The organism is Pseudaeromonas aegiceratis, from assembly GCF_046254905.1.
Lineage (GTDB): Bacteria > Pseudomonadota > Gammaproteobacteria > Enterobacterales > Aeromonadaceae > Pseudaeromonas > Pseudaeromonas aegiceratis.
Genome location: NZ_CP158016.1, coordinates 3,539,605 through 3,552,597 on the forward strand (window position 1 = coordinate 3,539,605; position 12,993 = coordinate 3,552,597).

Below are 12,993 nucleotides of genomic sequence, written 5' to 3' on the forward strand. Positions count from 1 at the left end.
AATGCCAATGAACATTGAAGACTTTGTCTGCACCGCTCCCTCTACAGCTTCTATTTTAGGGCTTAATCAGTGCATGAGCGAAGTGGATGTGCCTGCACCGATTGATTATTATTTTAAAAGATCTCGTGAGATCATAGGCTATGGTACTAGTGATAGATTAAATGAGTTTACAACTTTGGGCGGTCTACTGCTATTAGGTCTAATATCTTCCGCTGAGGGATATTTTCGCTCCGTTCTTTCGATTACTTTGGATGTTTGCCCGATATCTAGAAATGTTGCTGCCGAGAAACAAATAAATCTAGGTGGTGTATTGTGGCACGGCAAGGATGAATTTAGGCGAAGTGCATTTGAGCATATGTCTTTTGCCTCGAGCAAAGAAATAAAAAGTGCGACCAAAGGTTATCTTGGTTTTGAGATGAAAGATAGTGTTTTTAGCAGTGTTTTACAGGATTATGATGTAGTGTGTCATCTTCGACATGGATTGATTCATAATGCTGGGATTTTGCCCGGGAGAAACGCTGTGCAAATGAATATAAAATCATATTCAAAATCAGTTGAAATTTGCATCGACTTTTCATTTCTTCAAAGTGCGGCTGCGTCAATAGACTCTCTAGTTGTCACATTTAATAGGGCTTTATTTTCTTATTTGTGCAACAGATGGGCTACATCATGGAGAAGCCGAGCCGATTGGGAACCTAATAATGAAAAAAAGAAGTTCATGCAAATATGGAATGCTTTTTTTTGTAAGTCGGAGCTCAAGCATAGGCAGAACAAAAGGATAATAACAGCTGCTTCATGCATGAAAAAACTGAAGTTAGAGTACAACTTATAATTTCAAATTTCTGCATTTCTGCATTTCTGCATTTATGCAATTGGCGATAGGTAATCGCACGGATGGGAACAACCCTCCCAGCGACACAGACCTGCGGACTGGCTAATTGGTCCATCTCCCCTCTGTCTGGCCGAGGAGACGGCGGGGAACAGGCGACGAGGCAGGATGCCGAGTCAGGCATCGCCGCGCCGGGAGCGCGTCGATGGCGGGCCGTGGTGACCCGGTGACGACGAGGGAAGCCGCAGGCCCAGACAGCGGGGAGTGCCAGGGATTGCAAAGGGGGATGGCACAATCCCCCTTTGCGCGCCCCCGCCAAGCGGGAAGCTTGAAAGGCTCGGCGCCGAGTAAGGCGCAACGGACAAACCGAAACATGATCGTCAGCCCGCCGAGCCAGTTATCGTCATGCCGGGGCCAAACCGGAAAGGGACGGGATTGAGTATCCCGGCCCGGTTTGGCGCGAGGGCAAGGATAGCCCGAGCGGGTGCGAAGCCAGGGAAGGCGTAGCGAATGTCGATAACGGTCCTGACAGCCCGACCACGGTGACGAGGGAAGCCGCAGGCCCGGACAGCGGGGAGTGCTGGGGATGGGTAAGGGGGGCAGCATGGCCCCCCTTGCCGCGCCCCCGCCAAGCGGGAAGCTTGAAAGGCTCGGCGCCGAGTAAGGCGCAACGGACAAACAAAATCCGGTAAGTCACCCCGTGCAGCGGGTGGTGGTAAAGGCCGGTTGCTGACAAAGGGCGGAACGGCCTCAACAAGCCCATAGGCCGCAACGGACAAACAAAATCCGGTAAGTCGCCCCGTGCAGCGGGATGAGGTAACAGCGGATTGCCGAGCAGGTCGCAACGACCGCACCGCAACAGGTCCGCCAGCGAACTCGGCGCCGAGTAGGGCGTTACGCAACCCTCATATCGGGAATAAACGAATACACATTGGCATCATGCACCACGCCGCGCAGCACAATCCGATTCTTGGCAACACCCTCGAAGCGGGCACCGGCTTTTGCCGCCACCGTGCTGCTGGCCACGTTCTCGACCGCGGCAAACAGCTCCAACCGGAGCAGATCCAACACCTGAAAGCCGAAGGGGACTATGGCTTTGACGGCCTCCGTGGCATAGCCCTTATTCTGCTGGGACTGCCGGATCCAGTAACCGATATTGCCCCGCCGGTTCTGCTTATCCACCTCGTTGATGGACACGCTGCCGATCAGGGCATTCGAGTGCTTATCGAACACTCCCAGCTCATAGGAGCGAGAAAACATGAGGCTTTTCTCACACAGCACAAACCATTCAACGGCATCGGTGATCGAATAGTCCTGGGTGCACCAAGGCAGCCACTGACCGACCGTGTCGACCGACTCAACAACGGCCTCCGCCTGCCCGGCAATGTCATCCGCCTGGTATGGCCGGATAACCAACCGCGATGTGGTGATAGGTAGCATGGCTTGTCTTCTTATCTGGATGATTAAAAAAGCCCGCAGGGCGTAGCTGCGATTCGCGTCAGCGTCATCGCACGCATGAGAAACAAAGCACATAACCCAGCAAGTTCACAGGCTGGCTCACTGGCTCCGTCTCCCCTCTGTCTGGCCGAGGAGGATGCGGGGAACAGGCGACGAGGCAGGATGCCGAGTCAGGCATCGCCGCGTCGGGAACGCGTCGATGGCGGGCCGTGGTGACCCGGTGACGACGAGGGAAGCCGCAGGCCCAGACAGTTGGGGAGTGCCGGGTTCGCCAAGGGGGCCAAATCGAGATTTGGGCGGGATTGAATATCCCGACCTCGATTTGGCGCGAGGGCAGGGAAAGCCCGAGCGGAATGCGAAGCCAAGGAAGGCGAAGCCGGCACCAGCCCCCTTGGCACGCCCCCGTGCAGCGGGTGGTGGTAAAGGCCGGTTGCTGACAAAGGGCGGAACGGCCTCACCAAAAAGCACTGCTGCCGGCTCGGCGCCGAGCAGGGCGCAACGGGCCAAGCTGGCGTAACCGCCGCCGGCCCGCTACGCCACCCCACCCTAACCCTCCCCTTGCCAAGGGGAGGGAAGCCGTCAAGCGGACCAGCCCGCTCCGGGCATCAAAGGTGCCGCGCTGCCTACAGCGCCTCCAACCTCGCATAGCTGGCCACCAACCACTTGCTCCCCGCCTCGTCGAAGTTCACCTGCACCCGGCACTGGGGGCCGCTGCCTTCGTAGTTGAGCACCACCCCTTCACCGAACTTGGCATGGCGCACCCGCTGCCCCAGGCGCAGGCCGGTGTCGTTGAAGCTCTCCTGGGTCAGCCGCGGGTTGAAGCGGCTCTGCTCCGCCACCGGCTGGGCCCAGCTCACCTGGGTGCGCAGCCGCACCTCCTCCAGGCACTCGCTGGGCAGCTCTTTTAGGAAGCGGCTGGGTCTGTGGTACATCTCCTTGCCGTACAGGCGGCGGCTCTCGGCGTGGGTCATGTAGAGCTTGCGCATGGCGCGGGTCATGCCCACGTAACACAGGCGCCGCTCCTCCTCCAGCCGGCCGCTCTCTTCGGCGGAGATCTGGCTGGGGAACATGCCCTCCTCCACCCCCACCATGAACACCAGGGGGAACTCCAGCCCCTTGGCGCTGTGCAGCGTCATCAGCTGCACCGCCGGCTCAAACTCGTCGGCCTGGGATTCCCCCGCCTCCAATGCGGCATGGGCGACGAAGGCGGTCAAGGGCGGCAGATCCGCCATGGCCTCGTCTGGGCTGAAGGTGCGGGCGGCGTTGACCAATTCTTCGAGGTTCTCGATGCGGGACTGGCCCTTCTCGCTCTTCTCCGCCTCGTACAGGCCCCACAGGCCGGACTGGCGCACCACCCGGTCGATCTGCACGTGCAGCGGCAGCTCGTCTGTGTCCCGCTCCAGCAGGTTGACCAGGTTGATGAACTGGCTCACCGCGCTGGCGGCGCGACCGGCCAGCACCTTGCGCTCGCACAGCGCGATGGCGGCCTGCCAGAGGTTGAGGCCCTGATCCCGGGCCGCCTCGCGGATGAGGCCCAGGGTGCGCTCGCCTATGCCCCGGGTCGGGGTGTTCACCACCCGCTCAAACGAGGCGTCGTCCCCCCGGTTGCCCAGCAGGCGCAGGTAGGCCATGGCGTCCTTGATCTCCTGGCGCTCGAAGAAGCGCAGGCCGCCGTAGATGCGGTAGGCCAGCCGCTCCTGCATCAGGGCCTCTTCCAGCACCCGGGACTGGGCGTTGTTGCGATACAGGATGGCGCACTCGTCCAGGGTGCCGCCCTCGTCCTTCCAGGCCTTGAGGCGCCCCACCACGAAGCGGGCCTCGTCCAGCTCGTTGAAGGCGGCGTAGATGGAGATGGGCTCGCCCTCGGCGCCGTCGGTCCACAGCTCCTTGCCCAGCCGCTCGGCGTTGTTGGCGATGAGCAGGTTGGCGGCGCTCAAGATGGTGGCGGTGCTGCGGTAGTTCTGCTCCAGGCGGATGGTGCGGGCGCCCTGAAAGTCGCTCAGGAAGCGGCTGATGTTCTCCACCTTGGCGCCGCGCCAGCCGTAGATGGACTGGTCATCGTCACCGACGATCATCACGTGGTTGCGATCCCCGGCCAGCAGGCGGATCCAGGCGTACTGGATGGCGTTGGTGTCCTGGAACTCGTCCACCAGGATATGGGCGAAGCGCTGCTGGTAGTGCTGCAGGATATGCGGCTTGTGCAGCCACAGCTCGTGGGCCCGCAGCAGCAGCTCGGCGAAGTCCACGAGGCCGGCGCGATCGCAGGTCTCCTGGTAGATCTGGTAGAGCCGCAGATAGGTCTTGGCCACCGGATCCCCCAGGGTGTCGATATCCCGGGGACGCAGGCCGTCGTCCTTCTTGCCGTTGATGAAGCCCGCCACCGAGCGGGGCAGCCACTGCTTCTCGTCCAGGTTCTGGCCACGGATCACCCGCTTGATGAGCCGCAGCTGATCGTCACTGTCGAGGATCTGGAAGTCCGCCGGCAGGTTGGCGTCCAGATGGTGGGCGCGCAGCAGGCGGTGGGCGATGCCGTGGAAGGTGCCCATCCACAGGCCGCGGTGCTGGCTGCCCGGGTCGCTGCCTAGCAGGGCTTCAATCCGCCCGCGCATCTCGGCCGCCGCCTTGTTGGTGAAGGTCACCGCCAGGATGGAGTAAGGGGAGGCGCGCTCGACCCCCAGCAGCCAGGCGATGCGGTGCACCAGCACCCGGGTCTTGCCCGAGCCCGCCCCTGCCAGCACCAGCAGGTTCTCAAGCGGGGCCGCCACCGCCTCCCGCTGCTTGTCGTTGAGGCCGTCCAGCAGGGTTTCAATCTCCATCGCCACTCCTGATATTTTGTACAGTGGTGGGGATTATACACGGACCACAGGGTCAGGCCGACTGCCCAGCACAAAATGCCGCCCTGCGCGCACGAGAAAATGGGGGTATATTGAGACCCACTGTTCAGCAGAAGGGGGGAATGCACATGGTGCGACTGGTCTGGTTGCTATGGCTGCTCAGCTTGCCCCTCGGCGCTGCGCCACTGCGCATCGGTGGCACCCTGGAACCGCCCCTGCGCTATCTGGACCCACAGGGCCGCCCGGCGGGCCTGGACGTGGAGGTCATCCGGACCCTGCTTGGCCGCATGGGAGTGGATAATCACATCCAACTGGTTACCAGCTCGGCCCGCCTGATGCGCGAGGCCAAGCTGGGGCACTTTGACATGCTGCTGACCCTGTCCAAGGATCCCAGCCGCCTGGCACTGCTGAGCTACCCCCAGCAAGCCCACCTGCAGATCGGCTGGTATTTCTTCGTCCGCAAGGAGGACAAGGCCCGCCTCAGGTTCCATGACTACCAGGATCTCAAACCCTGGCGCATCGGCTTGACCCAGGATTACGTCTACACCCCCGCCTTCCTGGCCGCCGTCAATCAACCCGGCTTTCGGCTGCAAACCATCACCCAGAACCGGCTGCAACTGCCCAAGCTGCTGGCCGGCCATATCGACATAGTGCCGCTGAACCAGATCACCGCCCTGGCCCAGATCCAGGCCCAAGGCTGGCAGGATCGGCTCGACTACCTGACGCCGCCCCTGACCCGCCAGCCCTACTACAATCCCCTGGTGCTCGCCTCCCCCTATCCCGACAAGCCGGCACTGCTGCGCCGCTACGATGCCGAGCTGAGCCAGATGATCCAGGACGGCAGCCTGGCGGCCCTCTACCGGCGCTATCAGCTGACCGAGGCGCTACCCTAGCCCGCTGGTCTCACAGCAGCAGCAACAGCTCGTCCAGCCGGTTCAGCATCAGATCCGGCAGGCGGTGCAACGCCTGCAACGAACGGTGATGGTCGTTGAGCCAGGCGCTGCGGTAGCCGTTGCGCAGGGCCCCCAGCACGTCGGTGAAGACATCATCCCCCACGTGGAGTATCTGGCCCGGCGCCAGCCCCAGCCGCTCGGTCATCTGGGCGAACAGATCCGGCGCCGGCTTCATGGCAAAGCCGCCGCCGGCCTTGAGCACGTGCTGGAAGTGATGATCCAGCGCCAGCCGCTCCAGCAGCACGTTGCCGTTGGTGATCACCACCAGGGGGAAGCGCTCGGCCAGGGCGCCCAGCACCTGGCGGGTGGACTCCGGCACCTCGACCTGGGAGCGGATCTCCAGGAACTGGGCGAACACCTTGTCCGCCTCCATCGCGGCCTCGGCGGCCGCCATGCCGCCCCACTCCAGGCCACAGGCCAGCAGCCGGCGCCGGCACAACGAGACATCGTGGCGCAGGGCCGGCTGCTCCCGCTGCAGCCTGTGCTTCAACGCCTGCCACCAGGCCCGGTCGCACATGGCGGTCTGCAGGTAGGTGTCGCGCATGTGCGCCACCATCCAGGCCTCCGCCTGCTCGATGACGGGCCCGTTGTCATACAGGGTGTCATCCAGATCGAAACTGAGGGCGGCGATGGGCCCGAGGGCGCGAAAGAATTCCATGACTGACTCCGGCGGCAACAGACTCCCACCATGCTAACGCCAATGGCGCCGGATGAGAAAACCCAATCCGCCTAGTGCCGGGCGGCCCGGGCGTAGTCCGGCCCCATCTTGCGGCAGAAGTCCTGCACCACCTGATGGGCCAGGTGGGCTATGGTCTCGCAGCACTCCAGCCCGGGGCCAGTACGCCAGCTGGCCACCTGGGAGAGCATGGAGAGGCAGTTGTCGGTGAGATCCTGGATCTGGATGATGGCCAGCTTGCCGGATGCCAGCTGCTCGGTCACCAGGGCCGGCGGTATCACGCCGACGCCGAAGCCCTCCTCGATCATGCGGATCATGGCGGCGAAGGAGTTGACGCAGGTGATGCGCGGCGAGTCGATGCCGTGCAGGTTCAGTAGGCTGACGATGTCCTGGTGGGGCCGGGAGTGGGCGACGAAGGTGATGATGCGGTGCTGGGCTAGGCTGGCCAGGGAGTCGTAGCGGCGATGCAGCGGCGAGCCGCTGGCCACGATCCACTGCAGGGGGTAGCGCACCAGCTCCAGGTTGTTCACCGATTCCAGGCGGAAGGGTTCCACCTGGAAGGCGATGTCCAGATAGCCCTTTTGCAACTGGTTGCACAGGTTGCGGCCGCTGTCGGCGGTGACCTCCACCTCCAGATCCGGAAACTGCTCCGAGATGCGGGCGATGAGCTGGGTGAACCAGGTGTAGATCACCGAGTCGATCACCCCCACCCGCACCTTGCCCCGGCCGTCCCGCGCCGCCCCCATGGCCTGGCGCAGGGCATAGTGCTGGCTGACGATGCGCTCGGCGTACTCCCGCACCCGCTGGCCGTCCGGGGTCAGCACCACGCCGCGGCTCTCCCGCACGAACAGCTTGACCCCCAGCTCCTCCTCCAGCCCGGCGATGCGGTGGGAAATGGAGGCCTGGGTGGTGAACAGCTTCTCGGCGGTGAGGCGAAAGCTCTTCAGGCGGGCGACCCACAGAAAGGTCTCCAGAAAACGGATGTTCATCTCATGCTCCCATCCCCGGCAGGGGCCTGCCGGCGGCGCGGCGAACCAGGGTCGTTTGGCTAGCAAATTTCAGGCCAGCGAGTGAATACTTTTTCCTATCGCCGGCCATGCAAATTAGTCGTTCGACAGGGATCCGGCCCCGTCGGGATAATGTTCACACACACCGGATAGTGGCGACAAGGCAGTTTATTTCGCAGGTGTTTTCCCTCCTATCCAGCGTCATCCCCTGAGAATTAATCCAACAAGAGTATTTGTTTCATGAGTGGTGCCCCCAGCCAGGGCGGGCGCGTGCCTGCGCCCGCCCCAAGCGAACAAAATTCCAGCAACGTGAGCTGGCTCCCGGTGATCTTCGCCTGTCTGATGATTGCCGTGGGGCAATCCGGCATGGGCATGCTGCTGCCGGCCCTGCCCGGCCTGCAGGATGACATGGGCCTGTCGGTGCAGCAGGCCCAGTGGCTGGTCTCCGGCTACCTGCTGGGCTTCGGCCCCAGCCAGCTGCTGTTCGGCCCCCTCTCCGATCGCTACGGCCGCCGCCCCGTGCTGCTGGCCGGGCTGGCCCTGGCCCTGACGGGCATCATGCTGGCCCTGGCCGGCCACGCCAGCCTGACCGCCCTGCTGCTGGGCCGCCTGCTGCAGGGCATGGGCGCCGGCTGTGCCTCGGTGATCGCCCGGGTATCCCTGCGGGATCGCTTCGAGGGCCCCTTCCTGCGCCAGGCCATGTCCTATTTCGCCACCACCATGGCCTTCGTGCCCACCATAGCCCCGCTGTTCGGCGGCCTGCTGGCCCAGCAGTACGGCTGGCTCAGCGTGTTTGTCTGCATGGCCGGCTACCTGATGCTGCTGTGGGTGGTGATCGTCTGCCTCTTCGACGAATGTCACCCGCCGCAGGATCAGGGCCTGCGGGTACGGGACGTAGCCTGGCAGTACCTGGATCTGCTGCACAACCGGCACTTCCTCTGCTTCGCCGGCATCGTCTGGGTGCAGTACGGCCTCAACGTGCTGTGCGTCTCGGTGATGCCCTTCTTGATGCAGCGCGGCGTGGGCATGGATGCCGCGGCCTACGGCCACTGGACCCTGGTGCCGGCCCTGGCGCTGATCGCCGGGGGCTTCGCCGCCAGCAAGAGCCGCCACCGGTTTAGCCAGTCCCAGCAACTGCTGCTGGCCTGCCTGCTGCAGGGCATCGCCGGTCTAGTGCTGCTCATCCTGCCCCTGTCGGCCTGGGGACTGATGGGCTGTCAGGCGCTGTTCACCTTCGCCAACGGCATGGCCTTCCCCTCCGCCCTCTCCAGCCTGCTGGAGCCGTTCAAGAAGACCGCCGGCACCGCCACCGCCCTGGCCGGCGCCGGCCAGATGCTGGTCGCCTCCCTGGGCACCGCCTGGCTGGTCAGCCTGGGAGTCAACAGCCCGTCCGCCCTGGGTCACTGCCTGCTGCTGGGTGCCCTGCTGCTGGTGCTGCTGGCGCGCCTGGGCCGCAAGGCGGTGCCCGCCGCCGATGAGTGGCATGGCATGCCGAGTCATTCTTGAGGGGGCGGCTGCCCCCGGGGGCCCCCGCGGGGGCGCGGTGCGCGGCCTTGCGGGCCTGGCCAGGGTCATTGCTGACCTGCTGCACCCTAACGGGATTTCGATAGGGCGTTGCCCGTTGCGGCAGGCTCTGGATTTGATGCAGTGAGATCCGTTGCGCCCTCTTCCGCCTTGGGCGCCTTTCCCGCCCGCCGCTGAGCGGGGGCGCGGCTAGGGGCATTGCAGTCCAGGCCATGGCTCCATGCTTGGACTTTGATACGACTTGGTCCGTTGCGCCCTGTCCGGCATCGCGCCTTTACCCACTCCGCTGGCGCGGGGGCGCGGCAAGGGGGGCCATGCTGCCCCCCTTACCCATCCCCAGCACTCCCCAACTGTCTGGGCCTGCGGCTTCCCTCGTCGTCCGCGCCGGGCTTGGGGCTCGTCATCAACACGCCTCCATGCGTGATGATGACTGGCTCGGGCTCCCTGCCTCGCCGCCCCGCCCACCGCAGACTCCTCGGCCAGACAGAGGGGAGCCGGATCCAATTAGCCAGTTAGCAGGTATATATAGCTGGATGGTTGTTTCCCATGCGTGCGATGACGCTGACGCGAATCGCAGCTACGCGGGCTCCCGGCGCGGCGATGCCTGACTCGGCATCCTGCCTCGTCGCCTGTTCCCCGCCGGCTCCTCGGCCAGACAGAGGGGAGTCTGATCCCGTTAGCCAACCCGAGAGGTCCCTCGGCCAAGTGGGTTGAGCTGAGCGCAAGCTAAGCCCAAACCATCGCCATCACTGCCAAGGTGTGAAGAACAAGCCACCCTGCTCAACGGCATCGTTGGCAATGGTTCGAATGTGACCTACCGAGGTGTCAACGCAGGCAAAGCCGGTTAGGATAGGACTCAATAGAGTGGATACTGGCAGCGCATGGGGCAAACGCCTGTATGGCGGATCAGATGGAACACGATCAGGTCCCACTGCGGGATAGACGGCCAATGTGCCGCCTATCCACACAGGGCAAACAAGGGGCATATTTTTTACCGCCCAGACAATGGGTTGCAAGGCACACCCGCCTTGCTCGGCGGAACTAGATGGCACGCCCCCCGTAGATAGGTGGCAAAATGCCGCTTAATAAATTGTTATAACTCAAGGAGGGCGCTGTGCTATTTAAATATCTAGAGCCAGATAGGATTGATGTTTTAGATTCGAATCTTATTCGCTTTACACAGCCAGCTGACTTTAATGATCCTTTTGAGTTTAAACCTGTCATTTCAACTTTGGCTTCAAAAGAAGAAATGGACGAGATGTTCGAAAGCAAAATCAAGAGTTTAATTAAAACTGAGTTAGAAAAAATACCTCCTGAGTTAAGAAAATTAATTTCGCCAGCTCAGTTAGAAGTTTTAACAAGACAAAACTACGGTCAATATTGGCCGGAAATAAATAAGCTGTTTTCAGCCATGGGTGGCGTAGTCGCCCAAACTTTTGCTGAAAAATCAAACGAAATTATCGGAGTTCTTTCGCTAACGGAGAAAAACAGCAATTTACTTATGTGGGCGCACTATGCCCGTTCACATACAGGATTTTGCATAGGATTTGACGATAACAATCCGTTCTTCAATCAAAAACGAAGCGATAGAGATGAGTTTTATCATCTTCGAAAAGTAGAATATGCGAAAGATAGACCGACAAAACGTGTAATGGAACTTACTGGAGTTGAACTCCTCTTAGTTAAATCTGAAGATTGGTTTTATGAGCAAGAGTGGCGTATGTGTGCTGTATTAAGCGACTCAAACAGAGTGATTGAGGCGGATACATACCCTATACACCTTTTTAACTTTCCAAAAAGTGCAGTCAAAGAAGTCATCTTAGGGGCGCGTATGGAAAATAAGAAAAAAGATCAGCTGCTCAACGTTCTTAGTTCGAAATATGAAAACGTGGTGGTCAAGCAGGCTTGTATTTCACCAACAGAGTTCAAGGTCGAGCTCGTTGAGTTATAACAATCCGCGTCATACGGGGCCTGCGGCCCCTGCGACGCTCACAAGTTCGCGCGCATGCGCGGGGCGTTAAATTACATGGGGACACTGTAGTGGAAAAGTTAAAAAATCATCCAATCTCATTGCTCGAAATAATCAAAGCAAAAAAAATTGTGTCACAACATTTAAAGCCATCGCCATTGGTTAAGTATGAAGGCTTATCCAGATTGTTAGGATGCGATGCATATGTAAAACATGAAAACCAGAATATAACTGGTAGCTTCAAAATTCGTGGCGGTATCAATGTTATGGCCCAAATTAAAAACGCTGGAATTAATGGGGTTATAACATTTTCAACTGGTAACCATGGGCTATCGGTTGCAACTTCAGCAAAACTATTTGATATTCCAGCAATAGTAGTTGTTCCTGAAGGTTCAAATCCCGTGAAAATAAAACTCATTAAAGAAGCTGGAGCAGAAGTCGTTGAAGCTGGGCGAAATTTTGATGAATCTTCATTGATAGTATCCGAAATTAGTAAAACGAAAGGTTATTACTATGTTCATCCGGCAAATGAACCTCATGTTGTCAATGGTGTTGGCACAGAGTTTTTGGAAATCATAAATGATTTACCCGAAGTTGATGCTGTAATCTTGCCGCTGGGCGGTGGTAGTGAAGTTGCTTCTGCCGTAACAGTATTAAAAGCTATTAATCCAAAAATTGACATCTATGCTGTTCAGGCCGAGCTTTCATGTGCTGCATATTCTTCGTGGAAACAAGGTGAGATTATATCGCGACCAAATGAAACATTTGCGGGTGGTTTTGCTACTGGCATGGCCTACAAAACGACATTTGATATATATAAAGAATCACTTACAGATTTTGTTCTGCTTTCTGAAAACGAGATTTTACAGGGCACTGCGTTAGCTGCGTATCACACAAGAAATTTAGTTGAAGGCGCTGGTAGTTCAACAATTATGGCTGCATGGAAGCTCAGAAATAAATTAGCAGGTAAAAAGGTGGTACTCCAATTCAGTGGCTCAAATGCTTCTCCTGAGGAGTTACAAAATGCTTATGAACTGTCTAGTTTCAGAGATGGTAAAGTAATTTAACAAAAACTTGGTGTGGGACCGCTACGCGGCCCCGCAAGTTGAAGTTAGCGAAATCGCACGCATGGGAAACTACCCACCCAGCTATCTATACCTGCTAACTGGCTAATTGGATCCGTCTCCCCTCTGTCTGGCCGAGGCGTTCGTGGTGGGTGGGGCGGCGAGGCAGGGAGGCCGAGCCAGTTATCGTCATGCCGGGGCCAAACCGGAAAGGGACGGGATTGAGTATACCGGCCTCGATTTGGCGCGAGGGCAGGGAAAGCCCGAGCGGGATGCGGAGCCAAGGAAGGCGAAGCCGGCACCAGCCCCCTTGGCACGCCCCCGTGCAGCGGGAGGTGGTAAAGGCCCATTGCCGGCAAAGGGCGGAACGGCCTCCGCGAAAAATGACCGTCCGACGACAGCGGACAATACCGGCAAGAAATCACGGTGTGGCGCCAGCTCGCCCCAGAAGCTGAATTTATTCAGCACACTACCTTTGCGATTGCGCCCCGCGGGCGATTAGCCATAAGACCCTTGCCCATGCCCAGCCGTCAAAAACTGTTGGAAGCCCCCATTCATCGTGCCCTGCTGGCGCTGGGCGTGCCGATCGTGCTGGGCCAGATCTTGCAGTCGGCCTATCAGCTGACCGACGCCTGCTGGGTCGGCCGCCTGGGGGCCCATCAGGTGGCGGTGTCCGCCA

9 protein-coding genes are annotated in these 12,993 nt (G+C 59.7%); 5 read left to right on the plus strand and 4 right to left on the minus strand.

Going from position 1 to position 12,993, the window contains the following annotated elements; genetic code table 11:
- Positions 1-7: 7 nt before the first annotated feature.
- On the plus strand, positions 8-832 hold the full coding sequence (locus ABHF91_RS16550; RefSeq protein ID WP_409421330.1) for a hypothetical protein: 825 nt from the start codon (positions 8-10) through the stop codon (positions 830-832).
- 891 nt (positions 833-1,723) lie between these two features.
- On the opposite strand, the gene ABHF91_RS16555 is transcribed toward ABHF91_RS16550, so the two are convergent.
- A complete protein-coding gene (locus ABHF91_RS16555) occupies positions 1,724-2,269 on the minus strand; it encodes a GNAT family N-acetyltransferase (protein ID WP_409421331.1) in 546 nt (181 codons plus the stop codon).
- 641 nt (positions 2,270-2,910) lie between these two features.
- Complete coding sequence (uvrD, locus tag ABHF91_RS16560) at positions 2,911-5,103, minus strand: DNA helicase II (RefSeq protein ID WP_409421332.1); 2,193 nt, start codon at positions 5,101-5,103, stop codon at positions 2,911-2,913.
- Between the two features lie 146 nt (positions 5,104-5,249).
- Between uvrD and ABHF91_RS16565 the strand changes: the two genes are divergently transcribed.
- Positions 5,250-6,014, plus strand: a complete 765-nt coding sequence (locus ABHF91_RS16565) for a substrate-binding periplasmic protein (RefSeq protein ID WP_409421333.1) — start codon at positions 5,250-5,252, stop codon at positions 6,012-6,014.
- Positions 6,015-6,024: 10 nt separating this feature from the next.
- On the opposite strand, the gene ABHF91_RS16570 is transcribed toward ABHF91_RS16565, so the two are convergent.
- Both ABHF91_RS16570 and ABHF91_RS16575 read right to left on the minus strand, forming a co-directional pair.
- The gene (locus ABHF91_RS16570) at positions 6,025-6,732 is read right to left on the minus strand and encodes an HAD-IA family hydrolase (protein ID WP_409421334.1); all 708 of its coding nucleotides are present in this window, start codon (positions 6,730-6,732) and stop codon (positions 6,025-6,027) included.
- A gap of 71 nt (positions 6,733-6,803) precedes the next feature.
- Positions 6,804-7,739: a LysR family transcriptional regulator gene (locus tag ABHF91_RS16575; protein WP_409421335.1), complete on the minus strand. Its 936-nt coding sequence runs from the start codon at positions 7,737-7,739 to the stop codon at positions 6,804-6,806.
- A gap of 258 nt (positions 7,740-7,997) precedes the next feature.
- On the opposite strand from ABHF91_RS16575, the gene ABHF91_RS16580 reads away from it, so the two are divergent.
- From ABHF91_RS16580 to ABHF91_RS16590, 3 genes are all read left to right on the plus strand, one after another.
- The gene (locus ABHF91_RS16580; RefSeq protein WP_409421336.1) at positions 7,998-9,263 is read left to right on the plus strand and encodes an MFS transporter; all 1,266 of its coding nucleotides are present in this window, start codon (positions 7,998-8,000) and stop codon (positions 9,261-9,263) included.
- Between the two features lie 1,132 nt (positions 9,264-10,395).
- Positions 10,396-11,232: a DUF2971 domain-containing protein gene (locus ABHF91_RS16585; RefSeq protein WP_409421337.1), complete on the plus strand. Its 837-nt coding sequence runs from the start codon at positions 10,396-10,398 to the stop codon at positions 11,230-11,232.
- An 89-nt stretch (positions 11,233-11,321) separates the two neighbouring features.
- A complete protein-coding gene (locus tag ABHF91_RS16590) occupies positions 11,322-12,317 on the plus strand; it encodes a threonine/serine dehydratase (RefSeq protein WP_409421338.1) in 996 nt (331 codons plus the stop codon).
- Positions 12,318-12,993: the final 676 nt, after the last annotated feature.